Consider the following 19,727-nt stretch of genomic DNA (forward strand, 5'->3'; position numbering starts at 1 on the left):
AAGTTTGATATCATTTTAAAAACTACTTCGATAATTTCAGTATTCTCAATGCACCGCGCATTACAAAAGTGAAAACGATCCCGCCAATCACTAAATCGGGCCATTTACTATTCAGAAAATAAACCAGCACCCCAGCTACTATAACACCACCATTGACAATAATATCATTGGATGTAAAAATGGCACTTGCCTGCATATGAGCCTCTTGGCTCTTTGCCTTGTTGATGAGCCAGAGCGATATCAAATTACCTGCCAATGCGAAAATTGAAACTATAATCATCCATTGAAACAGGGGCGTTTCGGTATTGCTAAAAAACCTTCTCAAGACCTCTGCAAACCCAAGTATTGCCAATGCCATCTGAAAGTATCCGCTGTATTTCGCAACCTTCTTTTTTCTTGAAATGGCACCGCCTACCGCAAATAGGCTTAATGCATATACGATGGAATCTGCCAGCATATCTAATGAGTCTGCCACTAGACCCATCGAAGAAGAAATCCAACCAGTGGTCATTTCGATAACGAAAAAGCCAAAGTTGATGCCCAAGACCCACCATAGGATTCTTTTTTGTTTGGATTGGTCTTCCATTACGGGTGGTTCGGCTTCTGTGGTTCCTTCTAAGGAATCCCCAAGTTTTAAGCTGGCTATAGACGTTTGTATCGCCTTGACGTCGTCCACGTGATATACTTCCAATTTTCTGTTAGGAATATCAAAATCCAAGTGTTTTACTTGAGCATAAGACTCTAACTTCATCCGAATCATCTGCTCTTCTGAAGGGCAGTCCATTTTAGTTATTATAAAAGTGCTTTTTTTCAAAATCAATCTAATTTGTTTGTTAAAGTAAATTACTGCTACATTTTTCACATATTCCCGTAACCACGAGATTAACATCCTCTGCCAAATATCCATCGGGCAAATTGATATGCGGGATTTTTTGTTCCGTTAAACAAACCGTTTCGTCACAGTTAGTGCAATGGAAATGTAAATGCAAATCCTGTTCTATTTCACAATTACAGCCTTCTTCACAAAGTGCGTATTTAGAGATTCCAGTTCCGTCATCTATGTGATGCACCACGTTTTTTTCTTCAAACGTTTTTAGGGTTCGGTACAATGTGGTTCTATCCGCTTTTGCGAAAGCATTCTCAATATCAGTCAGGGCGATGGCGGCATCCCTATCGGCCATATACTTATAAATCAATATGCGCATTGCCGTTGGGCGAACCCCATTGTCAATCAATCTTTTTTCTATTTCTTTCATTTCTTATCGATGCTGTTTTTGATTTTTTGTGCTTTGGAATAGGCTTCCCAACCTTCTTTTGCCGCGTATGGCACTATCAATAATGCTGCAATAGGGTCAGCCCACCACCAGCCCAGCCATTTTACGAGCAATAGGCCTATTAGGACCACCACAGTCTGATAAAGGCAAATAAAAGTGTCCTTGGCATCGGCCAACAGGGCAGGGCTATCCAATTTATGACCGTATTTTCTTTTGTAGTAAATCAGAATGGGGTTCACTACTAAGGAAACTATCAGTATCCCAATGCCCAACGTGGACCAAGATGCTGTTTCTTGACTTATTAATTTTGAAATGGAATCATAGGATATAAAAATGCAGATAAGGGCAAATGATATGGCGATGACGTAAAGTGTTGTCATCTTTCTTCGCTCTACACGCTTTTCATCCAGACCCTTGATTTCGCCGTGCAATCGCCAACCGAGTGTTCCCGCACTTATGACTTCAATAGTGCTGTCCAGTCCCCAGCCTATCAAGGCGGAACTGTTTGCCGTGAATCCCGCTATAAGTGATACGACCACCTCGATAATGTCATAGATGACATTCCAAATTTGAAGTGTTCTTGCTTGTTTTAGATTTTGTTTTCTTGTTTCTTTCATCTCTTAATGTGCTTCTTCCTCGTTTTCCCCTTTTTTCATTTCCGCCATTAAATAGTAGGCGTTATTAAAGGCATACTTGGTATTCGGCTCTTGTTCGGTCAAAAAATCAATGGCAATCCATTCGCCATCGTGAGTTCCTTTTGTGATTTCCACGGGCATAAACTTCCAATCCTCGCCTTCATTTTTTGCTGTAAACACAAAGGACTTTTCGCCATCGGCTGCGATGGCACTTTCAGGAATTGCCGTGGTCATTGTATTGTCGGTTTGGATGCGCCCTTGAATGTACATTCCCGGTATCAGGTTGCCTTCCTTATTTTCGATTTCGGCGTGTACGTGTATCGCTTTGGGGTTCTGCTCAAAAGTTTTTCCTACGGAATAGATTTCGGCTGTAAGTTCCTTTCCCGGAATGGATTGGACATTGAACCGCACGGTTTGTCCTTCCTTTACTTTGTACACGTCTTTTTCAAATACCATCAAATCGGCGTGTACGTGATGGATGTCCACGATTTCCATTAGGTCGGTTTGAGGTTCTACATATTGTCCTGTTTTAACGGCTACTTTTTCCACAAAGCCTTGAATAGGACTTCGTAGCGCAACCCTTTGATAAATAGTGCCATTTCTCACACCTGATGCACTAACATTTAATTGTTGTAATTGTGCTTCCAAACCGTTCACCATACTTCGTGAAGCTTGATATTCCGCTTCTGCTTTTTGGAAATTGGCACCGCTGCCCACACCTGCATCATAAAGAGTTTTTTGGCGTTCGTATTCTTTTTTGAGAAACTGACTATTGCTATGTGCATTGAGGTAATCCGTCTGTTTCTGTATGATATTGGGATGAGACAAATAGGCCACAGTCTGACCTTTATTGACCTTATCGCCCTCGATGACCTCGATGGAAACTACGTTGGTACCAACAACCGTAGTGATGGTCGCTTCATTTTGTGGCGGAACTTCCAGTTGTCCGTTGGCTTCCACATATCCACTCATATTGCGCTGGGCAAGCGTATCGACTTTCATTTGTAGTGCATCATACTGTTTTGCAGTAAGTGTAACTATTTCATCTTCCTCTTCAGAGTGATTTTCTTCTGTTTCTGAATGTGTTGCATCAACGTGGTCGCTTTCGGTTTTTGACTCGCCACAACTAATTATTGTGAATGCCGTAAGCATTGCGGTAATCGGTAAATATTTTAATTTTTTCATCTTTTTAGTTTTGAAAGTATTGTAGTTCAAACAAGGCATCTAAATAATTGTCAAGCGCATCGAGCGCATCCATTTCGGTGTTTATGGCATCACGTATAATCTGTGTGAATGAAGCATAATCCACCGCACCTTCCTTGTAGGCGAGTAACGCGCCCTTACGCTGTTCTTCTGCAAGTGGCAGAGCTTTATCCCTGTAAAACTGCCAAGATGTTTTCCACTTCTGGTAGCCTTGTACAGCCTGCTTAAATTCAGATTGCAGTTGGCGTTGGATAAAATCTGCATTTGTCCTTGCGATTTCGCTATCGATTTTTGCTGCCTTGGCCTGACTACGCTGTGCGCCCGAAAACAACGGGACTGAAATGCCTGCCTGATAGGTGTAAAATCCACTATCGCCGTTTACCTGTTGCAATCCACCTTGCAGGTTTAATTTAGGAAGTAGCTCGGCACGAGCGGCATTATAGTTTGCTTCGGCTTCATCGATGCGCCTTTGCGAAAATTCCAGCTCGGGATGTCTTTCTAAATCCGCATCCAATCCCAATACAGCCACCTCACTTTCTTCAAATGCATCTGGTACAGAATAAAAAATGTCTGTTGCCAGCCAAAGATTTAGCTTTTGCAACGCAATAGCATAATCGCTTTCTGCTTGTTGCAATTTATTACTGATTTGCAACGCTTGGTTTTTTGCCGATGAATATTCCAATCTTGAAATGGCTTCCACCTCAAAGTTGAGTTGGATTGCCGTTTCAAACTGTGAATAAATGGAATCCAGCTCGCGGTACAGTTCAAATTTTTGTCGCTGTTGGTATGCCTGCGACCACGCCTTTTTTACTTCCTGTTCCACTTGCAATTCAGACAGGTCGAGAGCGGTTTCGGCCAAAGCAATTCGTTGTTTTTGCAGTCGCTTATTAGCACCTATACCCAAGAGGTCGATATTTTGTTGCCCGACACCAACTAAAGTATAAATACCCTGACCATCTGCAATTTCTTCGCCGCCCGTAAAAACTTGCGTTTTTCCAAAATCATAAGCAACACCTTTAAGTGCATTCTGTCGTTGAATTTCCAACTGTTTCGTCTTCAATAACGGATAGTTTTCCTTGGAAATTTCTACAGCTTTATCCAATGAAATAACCGGTAAAGAATCTTGCGGTCGGACTTGTTGTGCTTTCCCTTCGACTGCGCTCTGGGCAGGCGCGATAGCGGAAGTAAACAAAAGACAGACCACGGCTGTTGCGGTAACAAATTTTGGATTAAATTTCTTCTTCCGTTCCGAACGTTTCTCGACCCATTGGTAAAAGATGGGAAGGATAAATAGCGTCAAGAGTGTTGAAGTTATCAATCCACCTATAACCACAGTTGCCAAGGGTCGCTGCACTTCAGCCCCTGCCGATGCTGATATCGCCATCGGAAGAAATCCTAAGATATCGGTAAAGGCTGTAAGCATAATGGGGCGTATCCGGCGTTTCGTACCTTCCACAATACGGTCTTTCAAGTTGGTCACGCCTTCTTCCTTCAACTCATTCAGGCCGCTAATCATTACCAGTCCGTTCAGGACGGCAACACCAAAGAGGACGATAAAGCCGACCCCTGCGGAAATACTGAAAGGCATATCCCGGAGCCATAGTGCGAATACACCGCCAATGGTCGCCATCGGGATTGCCAAGTAAATCATCAAGGTTTGCGGAAAAGATTTTAATGCGAAATAAATCAAAATGAAAATGAGCAGTAAAGCAATGGGGACCACAGTCTGTAATCGCTCGCTTGCTCTTTCGAGATTTTCAAATGCACCACCATACCGAATAAAATAGCCTGGTGGTAATTCAAGATTTGCGTCCAGTTTATCCTTAATCTCGTTGACCAAGGATTCCACATCACGTCCGCGCACATTTACACCTACGTAGGTTCTTCGGTTGGTATTGTCCCGACTGATTTGCATAGGACCAGGTGTGTATTCAATAGCAGCCAGTTCTTGAAGCGGAATCTGTGAGCCATTGGGCAAATTGATGTACAGATTTCTGATGTCGTTGATGTCAGTACGGTTTTCTTCATCGAGTCTAACGACCAAGTCAAAACGCTTTTCGCCTTCAAAAATGACCCCTGCATATCCGCCCGCAAAAGCGGACTGTACCATTGTATTCAGCTGGTCAACACTCACCCCATACTGAGCCAGCTTGTTACGATTGTATTTAATGGTCATTTGGGGCAGTCCAGAAGTTGCTTCTGCCCTCATATCGCCTATACCTTGAGTACCTGCAATGATTTTTGTAATCTCATCCGCTTTTGCAGCAAGCACATCGATATCCTCACCATAAATTTTGATGGCAACATCTTCTCGAATACCCTCTAACAGTTCATTAAAGCGCATTTCGATAGGTTGGGTAAACTCATAATTGACGCCCGGGATAATACTTACCGCTTCCTTCATTTTATCAATAAGTTCATCCTTATCATCGGCAGACACCCATTCGTCTTGGGGTTTTAGAATAACAAATACATCAGCGAAATCCATTGGCATCGGGTCTGTGGGCACTTCGGCCACACCGATACGGCTTACAATTTTCTCAACTTCCGGAAATTCGGCCTTTATGATACGCTCAACTTTAGTAGTGGTCTCAATCGTTTCGCTTAGTGAGCTTCCGGGTTTAAGTATGGTGTGAAATGCAATATCGCCTTCATCCAGTTGGGGAATGAATTCGCCACCCATTCTTGTAAACATAAAAACGGTTAGGGCAAATATGGCGACGGCAATACCCACAATCCATTTTCCCTTGTTTAAAGTCTTGACCAAAAGTGGTTCATACTTCCGCTGTACCCAATGCACGAAACGGTCGCCCCAAGATTTTTTTTCCGTCTTGGGCGGTTTTAAAAATAGTGCGGACATCATTGGAACGTATGTCAGGCAAAGAAACATAGCACCAATCATTGCAAATATGAATGTGAGCGCCATTGGTTTAAACATTTTGCCCTCGATGCCTTCCAAAGCCAGTATGGGCAAGAACACAATTAGAATTATCAATTGCCCAAAGAAGGCGGCATTCATCATTTTCTTTGATGCATTTGCGGCTATCTCATCACGTTTTTCCTTGTTTAAAGACTTCTTTTTTAGGATGTAGCTTCCCATTAAGAATACGCTGGCTTCCACGATGATGACCGCCCCATCTACGATGATACCAAAATCGATAGCACCTAAACTCATCAAGTTCGCCCATACGTCAAAAACGTTCATTAGTATAAAAGCGAACAATAGCGATAAAGGGATAGTCGAAGCCACAATAAGACCACCACGCCAGTTTCCTAAAAGGAAAACAAGTACGAAAATCACGATAAGCGCACCTTCGAGTAGATTGTTACGCACCGTGCCGGTTGTTTCACTTATAAGCTTACTTCTATCCAATAAGGGCTGAATGACAACCCCTTCAGGAAGGGATTTCTGTATTTCGGCCATCCGGTCTTTCACACGTACAATAACCTCGTTTGAGTTTGCCCCTTTGAGCATCATAACAAGACCGCCAACGACCTCACCTTCGCCGTCCTGCGTCAAAGCCCCATAGCGCACGGCAGAACCAAAGCGCACATCTGCAACATCACTTATGGTAATGGGCACACCATTTTCATTTTTAATGACGATTTTTTTAATATCATCAAGGCTTCGCACCAAACCTTCACCTCGAATGAAGTTCGCCTGATGGTTTTTCTCAATGTACGCACCACCTGTATTTTTATTGTTCGCTTCCAATGCTTCGAACACATCGGTAATAGTAAGGCCGATTGCCTTTAATTCATTAGGGTCGACGGCCACCTCATATTGCTTTATTTTTCCGCCGATGGCATTAATTTCTACAACACCAGGCACCATTGCCATTTGCCGTTGCACAATCCAATCTTGCATTGTACGTAAATCGGATAATGAATATTTATCTTCAAATTCAGGTTCTACCTTTAAGGTATATTGGTACACTTCCCCCAAACCTGTTGAAATTGGCCCCATACTTGGCTGTCCAAAACCCTCTGGGATTTGTTCACGTACTTCGGTCAGTTTTTCAGAAACAAGTTGACGCGGTAAATAGGTACCCATATCATCGTCAAAAACGACGGTTACTACGGAAAGGCCAAAGCGGGACACCGAACGAATTTCCTTTACATTGGGCAAGTTGCTCATTGCAACTTCGACGGGATAGGTTACGAATTGCTCAATATCTTCCGTTCCCAGATTGGGCGATTGTGTGATGACCTGTACCTGATTATTGGTAATGTCGGGTACGGCATCGATAGGGACCTGGGTCATACTGTATATGCCAGCACCAATCAATGCCAGCGTGAGCAGACCGATTATAAATTTGTTATTGATTGAAAAATCAATGATTCTGTTAATCATAGATAAGGATGTTAATTCAGTTGAAATTCTTGTTGAGCACATTGAATAAAATGCAATGCACAATGTTGACGAATCCAATAGATGGACACGTCAAAACAGGATATAGTTATCCTATAAAACTGAATTATACCTGTGGTGGCTGAAAAAGGGAAAGTGTAATATCCTTGCCCAAACTATCGGAGTGGACAAAATTTTCATGCGAAATAGTAGGCTCGATGGGTTCAAAAATAGCCAAACCGAAGTCGATGGTGTGTGAATGGCAACAATGGCATTGACAGAATGGGGAACACAGTTGGCAGTCTTGACCGTGTTCGCCATCGAAGTCCATTACAGAAACTGTTTGCGTATCGTTTTCTATAACACCTGTATCACTGCAAGGCATAAAATTGAGTGCCAGAAAGTAGATGGATAATATGATCGCTAAAAATTTCATGATGCAAAGATAAAAGAATTATAGTGCAACTGTGTTGCAAAGAAGTCTTCAAAAAAGGGTAATGTTGGTAACACCGCTATTAATTTAAAATATTAGACATTAAAGGTAAAAACTTTAGTCGTTAGCACTTATCCGCCAGATCGTATGCGTTTTATCATCGGTTACCAATAATGACCCGTCTTGGGTAACTATCGCCCCCACTGGTCTACCGTACACTTCATCCTCTTGGGGATCGACGATAAAACCGGTCAGAAAATCTTCTTCGGGTCCTGAGGGCTTTCCATTTTCAAAGGGTATAAACACAACTCTGTACCCCGATAGTTTCTTTTTGTTCCAAGAGCCGTGCTGAACGACAAAGGCCCCTCCGTGATATTTTTCCGGAAAACTATTTCCGTCATAAAAGACCAATCCTAAGGAAGCAGTGTGAGATTTTAAGGCATAATCCGGAATCAAGGCTTCGCCCCTTCTCGTGGGCTTTTCGATTTTAACTCTAGGGTCTTCGTGTCCGAAGTAGGTATAAGGCCATCCGTAAAAACCATCTTCTTGAACGCTGGTCAGGTAGTCGGGCACCAGGAAGTTGCCCAATCCATCGCGTTCGTTGACAACTGTCCATAATACTTGGGTTTCGGGTTCCCAGTCCATACCTACGGGGTTTCGAAGACCAGAAGCAAATACTTCCAATTCTGAACCATCGATATTGCAGCGTAAAATGTTGGCTTTCAACAATTCTTTTTCTATACCTTTCTCCGCAATATTGCTCCCACTTCCCACAGCAATATAGATTTTCGATTCGTCTCCGTTCGTTATGATGTTTCGCGTCCAATGTTGATTGGCCTTTCCAGCGGGCAGCGTTGCTATTTTTTCTCCTTTGGCTGCAATGCTCATCTGTCCTTCTTTATATGGATAACGCATCAATGCATCGGTGTTCGCCACATAAAAAGAACCTCCAATAAGCAGCATACCGAAAGGTTGGTTCAAGCCATCATGAAGAAAGGTTTCCCGAACATCGGGCTTTCCGTCGTTATCGGTATCACGGAGCAGGGTAATCAAGTCGGCACTACGGGCGAGATTCTTTGATTTTCCAACACCGATAAGCCATGCACCGATGCGTTTAAAGAAACCATAGTTCGAATTGCCCTGTGCAACCAAAATATCGCCATTGGGCAGTTCGTACAACCAACGCGGATTCTCGAAACCATCGGCGTATTTAGTAACGGTAAAACCTACCGGTGCTTTGGGCGTTCTCCCATTTTCCCAGCCTAGAACATTTGAAAAGTTCGAAACGGATTTCGTAGCGAACGGTTCGGGAAGCGAGTCTATCGCTTTATCCTGCCCCAAGCCGTAAGCGAATATAGTAAGGCTAAAAATTACTGCTAAAGTTCTCATAATGTGCGAATTTGCCTGTTGGAAGTCAAATCAAAATCAACCCTCCTCGTTTTCCAAGCCAAAGTAATCTAGCTATTCAGTCAGGTTTCGTGTTTCTTCGTCTAACTTTCCTTCAAACTTTGGTAAGGGCCTGTTTTTCCGTTCGTCCTCTGTTTCTACTAGACCATTTTCTTTGATATCGTTGATCAGCCATTCCATTTCCATAATTTCCCTACGTTGTGCCTTTATAATTTCGTCAGCAAGTTTCCTTACGCGTATATCCTTAATTTGAGACCGCTCACTTGTCAAAATGGCGATGGAATGGTGAGGAATCATGCCTTCCATATAATCAACGCCAGTGACGGTAACCTGACTTCTGACCAAACCGATACCACCGGCTATCAATAGGATACCCAATCCGATTATTGCTATGTTTACTCCCCGCTTTTTGTACATATTCAACATAAAGAGGAGCATTATGATAATCATGGAACCGGCCATGATCAACGTCATGAAAAATCGGGTTTCGCTGTACCAGAAATGATCAATGATTTGGTACGAATGGGTATACATTAAAAAGAACATTGCTACCATTGCGGTAGCGATCATCGCGAAAAATTTACCGTAGTTGTTGCCGTTTTGTTGTTTGTTTTCCATCTTTTTAGGTTCTATCAATTAATAGTTAGGTTCTTGAATATTTAAAATTAAATTCTTAAAAGCGTTATGTGATGACTTTTTCCTTATCCGACTTTCTGTGGCTTTATCGAATACTGGCTATCTTGCAGTGCCTCCTGTAAATTATTCAGTGGCACCTCATACTGTGACTCTACGGTTGCTTCTGCGTCTTCCAAATCGACCGATACATCGGCAACGCCCGTTACGTTTAAAAGTGATTTTTCTACATGGCCGCGACATCCGTTGCAGCTCATCCCTTCGATTGAATATGTTTTTTTTATTTTCTTGAATTTTATTTGGTCGTACCGTCTTTAAACTCTTGATTGAACTGTGCGCGTACGGCCGCTTTCCCACACCTTGTTTATTGCTGTGTATTTACCTATTCGTTCCGCTTCTTTTTACCTTCCAAACAGGAGATCAGCATTAAAAATAATTTTCATCTTGCTGTATATTTGAGGTTTCATATTTCACTAACATGTCCTTGCAGGCAGCCGCACATTTTCTACAGGCTTCCGCACATTCCAAACAATGTTGGTGTTCGTGTTTTTCACACTCTGTGGCACATGACATACAGAGCCTATGGCAATATTTTATCAGGTCGCCAACGTCTTTGTAGGTAGTGGCCAGTATCTTCGCGGTCGTATTGCAAATTTCGGCACATACGCGATTGGCACGAATGCAGTCTACCATAGAGGCGATGTCATCTTCATCCAAGCAGGCATCGGCACAACGATTACACTTAACAACGCAATTGTTAAGGGTTTCTATTACTGTTATTGAATTATCCATAATTGTTTCTAAGATTTATCCGATGTCTGGCCTAACGAATTTAAATAGACACCTATCCTAAAATTTTATTAAAAATATCATTCGAACCCGCACAGGGTTGCCGTAAAAGAATTCATTTTTAATTCTATTAAAAAACCTGCTAAGAGATATTAAAATAGTTCTGCCGTGGAGGTCAGGATCGAATTTGATGTTTGAACTATTCTTTGGGGCGAGGTAAAAAGTTGGGAATATATTTTTATAAAGCTTTGGGGAAATAACTGCTCTTCATAAGATTATCAACAGAATTGAAAAGCTTTTATCTAGACAGGTTCATTATTTTAAAAATTATCAGCAACAACATCAATCCTGAAAACCTTCGACGGCATCGCCCAAATCGTAGACTTCTACGTCCTTAATCCGTTTTAAAAGGATGCTGCTCGCCGCTGCGCTCCGATATCCGCTCGAACAATGAACCACCACTGGTTTGTTCGTTGGTATTTTCGCTGCGGTATCGCGCAACTTGTTTAATGGATGGGATAATGCGCTTTCAAAAATTTTCCCTTCGTTAACCTCACTTTTGTTCCGAACATCCACAATTGTATAATCATCGGGCTGCTCTTTAAAATGTTGAAGGTTCAGTTCTTTGCTTTTTACCAAGTCTTTCTTTTCTAAGGTAATGACCGATATGAGCTGTGCTTCATAACCGATTTTTGCGACTCGATCAAGAACGGATCCCAAAGTTGCTGGTTCGTCGATGACCAAATGAAATTCTTCCTTCGGTTCAACAATGGAACCCAGCCAAGTCTCGAATGGATTGTCCTCCGAGGCAGCCTGTACATTTATACTGTCTTGAAGATGTCCGTCCTTAAATAGCTTTGCCGACCGTGTATCCACAATTAGACCTTTTTTGGATTCATGCATTTTAAAAGGAACCTTCGCAATGGCTTGCCGTACATTTTTTGCACCGGATTTATTGATATCCACGTTAAATCCGAAATAAGAGGGAATAAAAGGTGGATTGTCCAAAATCATATCAATGAATTCCTCCTTGGTCTGCTGCTTGAAGGCCCAGTTATCTTTTCGTTCATCGCCCAATGTGCTGCTACTATCCTCACTTAAATTCTTGCCACAAAGCGAACCGGCACCATGTGCCGGATATACCACCGCATCATTGGGCAGGTGGCTGAATTTGTCTTGTATGGTCTCATACATCATCTCAGCGAGGTCTTGTCGTTTGGCGGTAATATTACCCGCTTTTTCGCGCAAATCTGGGCGTCCCACATCGCCTATGAACAAGGTGTCGCCGGTAAACAAAATCGTTTCATAGCCTTCTTCGGCAACTAAGGTAATACTATCGGGCGAGTGCCCGGGAGTATTGAGGACTCGCAGCCGTATATTGCCGATTTTGACAGTATCGCCTTCATCCAATGGTTTGTAGGGGTAATCGGCCCCCGTCTTCTTACTGGTATAAATCGTTGCTCCTGTTTCTTCATGGATTTGTAGATGTGAACTCACAAAATCGGCATGCGGGTGCGTTTCGAAAATGGCGATTATTTTTGCATTTTGCTCTTTGGCATAACTATAATATTGCATCGGATCGCGTTCTGGGTCAATAACAGCCATTTTCCCTTGGCTTACCAGCGCATAGGAATAGTGTGCCAGTGGTTTGTATTCAAATTGTTTTGTTTTCATTTTTAGGTTCTTCGAGACATATCTGTACCAAAAACCGAGGTGGTACAGTGATTTTAATCTTCACTTTCAAATTGATTATAATTCGGCTTTGAATGCATTATTCAATATTTTCCCTGAACCAGAAGCATTTTGAGCAAGATAATGTTCAAGGTATATGATAAGGCAACGCTTTAAAATAGAGTTTTGAGTAGGTATCGTTTATCGCAAATGAGTTGATTTTTAATGCGATGACACTACTTTAAAAACTATCAATACAGTATCATGGTACAGGAAAACTTATACCGAACCACCGCATTAAAAATTAATCATAATCCTCAATAACCACCTTCTCGGCAGCAACGCCTAAACTTTTTAAATCTTCAGTAACACTCTCTATCATTTTCCGGTGGGCCGCAAACATAGAAATACTGTGAAAAATCTGTTATGGTAGATTTCAAAAAGTCCTCGTCTATATGACCTGTGGGATACTTTTGAGTTTCTTCTTCCAAGTAACGTCTCAAATTCTTGCTTAAGAAAAATATCCTTTTCTGTTTTATTGGCAAAAATCAATGAATTACGATTCATTTCGTTTTGATATTCTAACGATTTGAAAATCGCAATAAACGGAGTTATCCCAGCACCACCTGCCAAAAAAGTACCTTTTCCTTTGAACTGGATAGCTCCGAAAACTTCTCCCAGAACAAGTTCGTTCCCAACTTTCAGTTTTGAGAGCTTTTCGGTTACTCCGTCATGTGAGGGATATACTTTAATAGTGAACTGCAAATCGTCTTCCCTTGGCAAATTTGTAAAGGTAAAGGGTCTTTTCTCTTCCTTCCAATCCTTTTGGTTAATTGCTATTTCAGTGGCCTGTCCTGGTTCAAAATCATAGTTTTCCGGCTTTTCCGTAACTATTTGAAGAATATTGTAATTGATGAACCCTATGGACTTGATTTTTACGATATGCTTTTTCATTTCTCCTGTCTTCAAATTTCTTTTCCAATTTTTAGTGGGAAAGCTTCCATTGGAAGATAGGTTTTGAAAAAAACCAAGATTGATTGTATACATCTAATTGTTGACGCACAAAAATTGTATCTATCAGGTAGATACTTTGTTACTGAGGTTAATTTGAATTTAAGCATTCCGCCTTAAATCCCACTTTTTGCAAAGTTGATTTTACGTCTTCTTCGGTTGCACCATCGCTTTCAATGGTTAAGATTTTATTAGGATTGGCGGTATCTACTTCCCAACTTTCTATACCTTCTTGTTTGTTTAAAAAAGGGGTTACTTTTGATACACACCCACCACAATTGATATTTGTTTTAAATTTTAAAGTTTTCATAGTATTGAATTTATTTATTATTAAAGTTTTACTCGTTTAAGTCTTAAGCTATTTGCTACTACGGATACACTACTGAATGCCATTGCTGCACCTGCAATCATCGGGTCCAATAAAAACCCATTTACGGGATACAGAACTCCCGCTGCAATTGGAATACCGATGATGTTATAAATAAATGCCCAAAACAGGTTCTGACGTATGCCCAAAACTGTTCTTTTGGATAGTTCCAATGCTTTGGGGATGGATTGTAAATCTGACGTTATCAAGGTCATTTTTGCTACATCCATTGCGATATCGGATCCTTTACCCATTGCAATGCTTACATTCGCCTGTGCCAAAGCGTGGGAATCATTAATCCCATCGCCAACCATAGCTACTATCTTTCCATCCGCCTGTAATTTCTCGACAAAAGCCGCTTTGTCCGAAGGCATTACTTCGCCTTGGTAATTTGTTATTCCTACCTGATTTGCAACAGCTAATGCGGTTTTACTGTTATCTCCCGTGAGCATATAGACCTCAATGCCTCTTTCTTGAAGCATAGCTATAGCTTTTTTTGAAGTTTCTTTAATCTTGTCTGCAATGGCCAGTATCGCGAGCACTTGATTTTCGTTACCAAAGAATATGACTGTTTTTGCTTTTTCTTCGAGACTTTCTGCTGTTTGCATTAAAGTAGTTTCGATTTGAATATTCTTTTCGACCATTAGTTTATGGTTGCCCACATAATATTTTGAACCATTCTGCTGTTGCGCCTTTACACCTTTTCCGGTAATGCTTTCGAAGGAAGTAATTTCTGCTTGTTCAATATTTTCCTCTTTCAAATGATTAACGACTGCTTCTGCCAAAGGATGTTCTGATTGCCCTTCGATAGCCAAGAGAATTTCCTTGTATTCATTTTGATTTTCAAGCTTATCGTTCCAGAGTATATCGGTTACCAATGGTTTTCCTTCTGTAATGGTACCTGTTTTATCCAGGATTACTGCATTCACTTTATGGCCGAGTTCTAAACTTTCGGCATCCTTTATCAAAATATTGTTTTCAGCGCCCTTGCCGATACCCACCATTATGGCAGTAGGCGTTGCCAAGCCCAAGGCACAGGGACAAGCGATAACCAGTACGGCCACAGAAGTTAATAAGGCTTGTGAAAAGGCATTATCGCCTCCTACTGACATCCAGACGATGAAGGTGACAATGGAAATACCGAGTACCACAGGAACAAAAATACCAGCAATCTTATCGACCAGTTTTTGAACGGGTGCCTTACTCCCTTGTGCTTGCTGAACCATTTTAATAATTTGGGAAAGCAGGGTTTCCCCGCCTACTTTTTCAGCGGTAAACTGAAAGCTTCCTTTTTGATTAACCGTACCGGCGAATACCTTTTCCCCTTGGGATTTCTGAACTGGAACAGGTTCTCCCGTAATCATACTTTCATCTACATACGAGCTTCCCTTGGAAACTTCGCCATCCACCGGAATCTTTTCTCCGGGACGCACCAAAATGGTCTGACCCACCTGTACGGATGAAATAGGGATTTCCCTCTCTTCCCCATTCTCAATAATTTTAAGGGTTTTAGGCTGAAGCCCCATTAGTTTTTTAATGGCTGAAGATGTATTTGATTTTGCCTTTTCTTCCAATAGTTTCCCCAAGGAAATAAAGGTGATAATCACGGTAGCCGCTTCGTAATATACGTGAGGCTCGATGCCACGACTTAACCAAAATTCAGGAAAAAAGGTATTGAATACACTAAAGAGGAAGGCGATTCCGGTACTCAACGCCACCAAGGTATCCATATTTGCTTTACCGTGTTTGGCCTGCTTGAAGGCATTGATGAAAAAACTGCGCCCAAACCAAAAAAGAATTGGAAAGGCCAATACCAATGAAATCCATTTGCCTGGTTCCCATTGCATATAGAACATTCCCAACACAAAAATGGGTAGCGTAAGTATCGCCGACCAGATGGTTCGGTTTTTTATGTCCTGATAATGCTTTTGCTGAAGTTCTTGCTGTACTTCCGAAGGGTCTGCGGCATCAATTATAATATCGTAACCGACCTCACGAAGCGCGTTTTGAAGTTGATTTGGACTCAACTCCTTGTCATATTCCACAAGAACGGAACTATTGGCAAAATTAACACTTGCATCAAACACACCTTCTGTGTGTTTTAATACAGATTCAACACTCGCTGCACAAGAGGCACAAGTCATTCCTGTAACAGGGAATGATTCCTTTATTCCTTTTTTAGTATTCTTTTCTTTGGTTTCAAATATGTTGATTGTCTCCATAAATCCGTTCTTATTTGTATGTTACAAATTTCAGGATTAAAAGACTGTAATGTGTTACGTTATATGCTGAATGATTTGTAGAATTTACTCTTCACGAATTATTACTACCCAATTGGAATAATTTATGTCTCTTATAATCATAATGGGGACGTGTCTATCGGTCTTTAGTATTTGTAATCAAATACCCTTTTGATTGGATGACCTTTTTTATCTCATCGATATTCGTTTTAGTGGTATCAAATTCTATAATTGAAGTCCCTTCTTCAAAAGACGTAGATACATTTGCAACCCCGTCAATTTTGATTACCGAATGGTTGATGTTTTCTTCACAACCCGAGCATACCATCCCTTCAATATTCAACTTTACAGTTTGAATATCGGTATTGTTTGATGCAACAATTCCTACTTTCTCCGTTGAATGAAATACTTGTGGATAATAAGAAACCAATGTCATTACAACAACAAACACTGTAACCAACCACAAATATAATTTCGACTTAAAAAATGATGGCTTAGCCATATCACAGTTACCACAATCGTCCACCTTCTTTTTTTTATAAACCTGATAAAAGGCCAGTCCCAATGACAAAAATGCTATAACCAACAGATAAGGTTTCAAGGCAATAAGCCAAGAAAAATAGACAGAACTTCCACTAATACCAGCTACACTTGTAAGTAGCAAAGGACCCCAGCAGCATAGTTTAAGGGAAACTGCTAAAAATACAGCAGTCCCCATAGATGCTTTTTTGTTCCATTTAGTAATTGCCATACCTAATAACTTCCTATTCCAGCCTTTACCAAATCATCTTTTGTGATTTCGATTTTGGTGCAGCAATTCAGCAGTCTTCCGTTAACAGCAATGGCAGGAACTCTTGTAACCCCATATTCCTTCATTTTTGAAACACATATTTTACTTTCGCATTGCTCAGACAGATTATGAAATGTGATTTCGCAGTCCTTTCCTGCTGTCTCTTTTACTAATTGCACCACAGGCTCGCATACTGGGCAACCTGCTGTAAAAATCTCGATTTGTCGTTTCATCTTATTTAAAGTTTAAATTAATAATGGAACAAAGATGAGAACGTGAGGTAGGGGGTCACCAAAATTTTTTAGACATTTTTTTCGTTGTAGTTTTTTAATCTGGTTTCAATGATTTGGATTTCTTTTAAGCGATTGGTCAAATCAGATAATTCCAAGTTAGGGAATTCACTTTTTAAATATTCAATTTTATCTTCATTGCCACAATTTCCTGGGCAAGAGTCCACGGCCTTTACAATTCCAATAGCAAGCGATTTTCGATAGACTTCATCCAGCAGTAAGTAATGTGCTTTTTGAATCCCCTTATCGATGGATTTGAACTGTATGTTTATTTGTTCGGGGTCCTTTCCTTCATCAAGCATTTTAACAATGCCGCTTAATTGACCACTCAAAGTTTTTAATCTTGTTTTTATATCCAAGATTAAATCAGTGGGTAATTTGTGCTGTTCCATATTCATAATTTGTCCATTATAATGTTTAGCAACAACTTGAATTATTACATCTTTTATTTTCTTGAATTGGTGGGCAGGCCACAGTACCGTAAGAACAGAATACACAACAATCTCCCTCGTTTGGTCTTAATACTTCTTTGCAATTCTCGCATTCGTAAAAGAATTGACAAGCGTTCGTCGGCATTTCTTCTTCTGTTTTGTGGCCGCATTCAGGGCAGGTGATCGTAGATTTTAATATTGTAATTTCCATAAATAATAGTTAGAGCATATAGGTTAGGTCAGATGCCATTGTAGGATATGAAAATATCATTGTTCGCAAATCGCTTATGGTCATCTTAGTCTTTATCGCCATTGCGAAAAGATTGATGGTTTCCTCACAATGAGGTCCGATCAGATGCGCACCCAAAATGGTATTATTATTTTTATCGATGATTGTTTTATAAGCATATTCATCCACATTCAGGCGTCTCGCATTGAACCAATTATCCACTTTTTCAAAATTGACATTGATATCATATCCTTTTTCTTTGGCATCATCTTCCAATAGGCCAACGGTTGCCATAGTGGGCAAAGTGAAAACTACGGAAGGCATTGGGGGATAACTGACTTTTTTCTTATTTCCTTTAATGATATTTGAAGCTACGACGTGTCCTTCCAAAACAGCTACGGGTGTTAGGGGCAATCCTCTTGAGTCCGCTGCATCGCCAGCTGCATATATGTTCGCGTTCGATGTGCTCTGAAGGTATTCGTTGACCTCTATCCCCTTTTTTGAGAAGGATATACCTGCTTTTTTCAATTCTAAATCAAAAATGGCTGGGGGACGACCAGCAGAATTAAATACTTCTGCCGATTTGAAGTTAGTTTCCTTTCCGTTTGAAATTCCTGTGGTTATGTAGTTACCATCTTTACATTCAATTTTAGAAACTTCGGTTTCAAGAACGAGCTTGACACCTAAATTACGTGTGGCATCAACCAAATGTTTTACAATATCCTTGTCAAAGTTTTCCAATGGACGTTTGCCTCGATGTACTATTGTTACCTCGGCACCGGAACGTGCGGCAATATGAGCGAATTCAAAGGCGATATATCCACCACCGATGAAAAGCAGGGATTGGGGTAATTCCTTAAGGTTTAGAAAATCCGTACTCGTTTTCGCAAGCTGTCCGCCTTCAAAATCTAAAACTTTTGGTTTTGAACCTGACGCAATTACAACTTTATCAGCTTGAATGGTCTCGTTACCTACACTTAAGGTATTTTCATTTATAAACGTAGCGGAACTGTGAAAGGTATCGATGCCGTTCTTCTTATACCCCTTTTCTATTTTCCTCGGCATTTCATCGACAAAGGTCTGTTTGAACGCCATTATATCCTTCCAGTTGATATTCGGAATGGTATCAATGCCTTTCCCTTTAAGTCTTTTGGCGAAGTCGCGTACTTCGGTGGCACCGATAATCACTTTTTTTGGGTCACAGCCTCGTAGGGCGCAGGTGCCACCATAAGGTAGTTCATCAGTAATGCCCACCGAAAGACCTTTTGAAGCGCATTTATTTGCGATTGTCATACCGGACATACCCGAACCAATAATGAAAACATCATATTTTTTCATCTACTTATTTTCTTTAGTGGTTTTCTCGACAACTTTATAGCCGGTACTTTCTATAGCTTTTCGGATTGCGGTCAAATCGGTTTTGGTCTTGTCGAATTCCACTATGGTGTTGGCATTTTCGTAGCTGGCTTTGACCGAAATAATTCCGTCCAATTTATTGACTTCATTTTCTACGTGTGCCTCACAACCTGCACAGGTCATTCCAGCGACTTCAAAAGTCTGCTTTTTGATATTCGATTGAGAGACATAGACGATATCCTTGGTGGGCTGTGCATAAAATAGGTTGGAATAGTACGGAAAGGCCAGCATCAATGCGGCGAATAGTGTTACTATCAACAAGAAGTGTTTGGATTGCCAAAATGATGGTTTCGCATCATCTTCACAGGCGCAATCTATTTCTTCCTGTGCTTTCGGTCGCAGTTTCTGATACCAGGCAAACACCACGACAATAATGGTCAGAGCAATAAGGTAGGGTCTAAATGGTTTAATCCAAGAAAAGGTAGATGCGATTCCGCTTGTTCCGGCAATTAGTGCCAAAACAGGGGTTATACAGCATATTGATGCTACAACTGCGGTAAAAATGCCAGTATAGGCCGCGGTGTTTGAGGTTTTATTCGGTGCCATAATATAAAATT

General features: G+C 41.0%; 20 protein-coding genes. All 20 read right to left on the bottom strand.

Going from position 1 to position 19,727, the window contains the following annotated elements:
- Positions 1 to 22 precede the first annotated feature (22 nt).
- The 20 genes from IL355_RS11555 to merTP all read right to left on the bottom strand — a co-directional run bounded on the left by IL355_RS11555 (position 23) and on the right by merTP (position 19,716).
- Entirely contained in the window at positions 23 to 814 is a 792-nt protein-coding gene (locus IL355_RS11555; RefSeq protein ID WP_192462282.1) for a cation transporter, read from the bottom strand.
- A 19-nt stretch (positions 815 to 833) separates the two neighbouring features.
- The gene (locus IL355_RS11560) at positions 834 to 1,256 is read right to left on the bottom strand and encodes a Fur family transcriptional regulator (RefSeq protein ID WP_116772171.1); all 423 of its coding nucleotides are present in this window, start codon (positions 1,254 to 1,256) and stop codon (positions 834 to 836) included.
- A complete protein-coding gene (locus IL355_RS11565) occupies positions 1,253 to 1,891 on the bottom strand; it encodes a cation diffusion facilitator family transporter (RefSeq protein ID WP_192462283.1) in 639 nt (212 codons plus the stop codon). The genes IL355_RS11560 and IL355_RS11565 overlap by 4 nt, the downstream gene beginning before the upstream one ends.
- Before the next feature lie 3 nt (positions 1,892 to 1,894).
- Positions 1,895 to 3,094 (bottom strand): efflux RND transporter periplasmic adaptor subunit, encoded by a 1,200-nt coding sequence (locus IL355_RS11570; protein ID WP_192462284.1) that lies wholly within the window; start codon positions 3,092 to 3,094, stop codon positions 1,895 to 1,897.
- 4 nt (positions 3,095 to 3,098) lie between these two features.
- On the bottom strand, positions 3,099 to 7,466 hold the full coding sequence (locus tag IL355_RS11575) for a CusA/CzcA family heavy metal efflux RND transporter (protein ID WP_192462285.1): 4,368 nt from the start codon (positions 7,464 to 7,466) through the stop codon (positions 3,099 to 3,101).
- Positions 7,467 to 7,590: 124 nt separating this feature from the next.
- The gene (locus IL355_RS11580; RefSeq protein WP_192462286.1) at positions 7,591 to 7,899 is read right to left on the bottom strand and encodes a DUF6660 family protein; all 309 of its coding nucleotides are present in this window, start codon (positions 7,897 to 7,899) and stop codon (positions 7,591 to 7,593) included.
- Positions 7,900 to 8,013: 114 nt separating this feature from the next.
- Complete coding sequence (locus IL355_RS11585) at positions 8,014 to 9,285, bottom strand: PQQ-dependent sugar dehydrogenase (protein WP_192462287.1); 1,272 nt, start codon at positions 9,283 to 9,285, stop codon at positions 8,014 to 8,016.
- A 72-nt stretch (positions 9,286 to 9,357) separates the two neighbouring features.
- Positions 9,358 to 9,921, bottom strand: coding sequence for a DUF305 domain-containing protein (locus IL355_RS11590; RefSeq protein WP_192462288.1), 564 nt, complete (start codon positions 9,919 to 9,921; stop codon positions 9,358 to 9,360).
- Between the two features lie 83 nt (positions 9,922 to 10,004).
- Positions 10,005 to 10,235: a heavy-metal-associated domain-containing protein gene (locus IL355_RS11595; protein ID WP_317175496.1), complete on the bottom strand. Its 231-nt coding sequence runs from the start codon at positions 10,233 to 10,235 to the stop codon at positions 10,005 to 10,007.
- A 127-nt stretch (positions 10,236 to 10,362) separates the two neighbouring features.
- Complete coding sequence (locus IL355_RS11600; protein WP_192462289.1) at positions 10,363 to 10,728, bottom strand: four-helix bundle copper-binding protein; 366 nt, start codon at positions 10,726 to 10,728, stop codon at positions 10,363 to 10,365.
- A gap of 339 nt (positions 10,729 to 11,067) precedes the next feature.
- On the bottom strand, positions 11,068 to 12,399 hold the full coding sequence (locus IL355_RS11605; RefSeq protein ID WP_192462290.1) for an MBL fold metallo-hydrolase: 1,332 nt from the start codon (positions 12,397 to 12,399) through the stop codon (positions 11,068 to 11,070).
- 375 nt (positions 12,400 to 12,774) lie between these two features.
- A complete protein-coding gene (locus IL355_RS11610; RefSeq protein ID WP_317175494.1) occupies positions 12,775 to 13,350 on the bottom strand; it encodes a ferredoxin reductase domain-containing protein in 576 nt (191 codons plus the stop codon).
- A 148-nt stretch (positions 13,351 to 13,498) separates the two neighbouring features.
- Positions 13,499 to 13,717 carry a heavy-metal-associated domain-containing protein gene (locus tag IL355_RS11615; RefSeq protein ID WP_192462291.1) on the bottom strand — a complete coding sequence of 73 codons (219 nt, stop codon included), beginning with the start codon at positions 13,715 to 13,717 and terminating at the stop codon, positions 13,499 to 13,501.
- 20 nt (positions 13,718 to 13,737) lie between these two features.
- The gene (locus IL355_RS11620) at positions 13,738 to 15,996 is read right to left on the bottom strand and encodes a heavy metal translocating P-type ATPase (protein ID WP_192462292.1); all 2,259 of its coding nucleotides are present in this window, start codon (positions 15,994 to 15,996) and stop codon (positions 13,738 to 13,740) included.
- A gap of 154 nt (positions 15,997 to 16,150) precedes the next feature.
- Positions 16,151 to 16,765 carry a mercuric transporter MerT family protein gene (locus IL355_RS11625; protein ID WP_192462293.1) on the bottom strand — a complete coding sequence of 205 codons (615 nt, stop codon included), beginning with the start codon at positions 16,763 to 16,765 and terminating at the stop codon, positions 16,151 to 16,153.
- Between the two features lie 2 nt (positions 16,766 to 16,767).
- Positions 16,768 to 17,037: a thioredoxin family protein gene (locus tag IL355_RS11630; protein WP_192462294.1), complete on the bottom strand. Its 270-nt coding sequence runs from the start codon at positions 17,035 to 17,037 to the stop codon at positions 16,768 to 16,770.
- A 68-nt stretch (positions 17,038 to 17,105) separates the two neighbouring features.
- A complete protein-coding gene (locus IL355_RS11635) occupies positions 17,106 to 17,486 on the bottom strand; it encodes a metal-sensing transcriptional repressor (protein ID WP_225621214.1) in 381 nt (126 codons plus the stop codon).
- A 25-nt stretch (positions 17,487 to 17,511) separates the two neighbouring features.
- A complete protein-coding gene (locus tag IL355_RS19215; RefSeq protein WP_225621215.1) occupies positions 17,512 to 17,736 on the bottom strand; it encodes a GDCCVxC domain-containing (seleno)protein in 225 nt (74 codons plus the stop codon).
- A gap of 9 nt (positions 17,737 to 17,745) precedes the next feature.
- The gene (locus tag IL355_RS11640) at positions 17,746 to 19,092 is read right to left on the bottom strand and encodes a dihydrolipoyl dehydrogenase family protein (RefSeq protein ID WP_192462296.1); all 1,347 of its coding nucleotides are present in this window, start codon (positions 19,090 to 19,092) and stop codon (positions 17,746 to 17,748) included.
- Positions 19,093 to 19,716, bottom strand: a complete 624-nt coding sequence (gene merTP, locus IL355_RS11645) for a mercuric transport protein MerTP (RefSeq protein WP_192462297.1) — start codon at positions 19,714 to 19,716, stop codon at positions 19,093 to 19,095.
- Between the last annotated feature and the right edge of the window lie 11 nt (positions 19,717 to 19,727).

This window comes from Euzebyella saccharophila, from assembly GCF_014855495.1.
Classification (GTDB): Bacteria; Bacteroidota; Bacteroidia; order Flavobacteriales; family Flavobacteriaceae; genus Euzebyella; species Euzebyella saccharophila.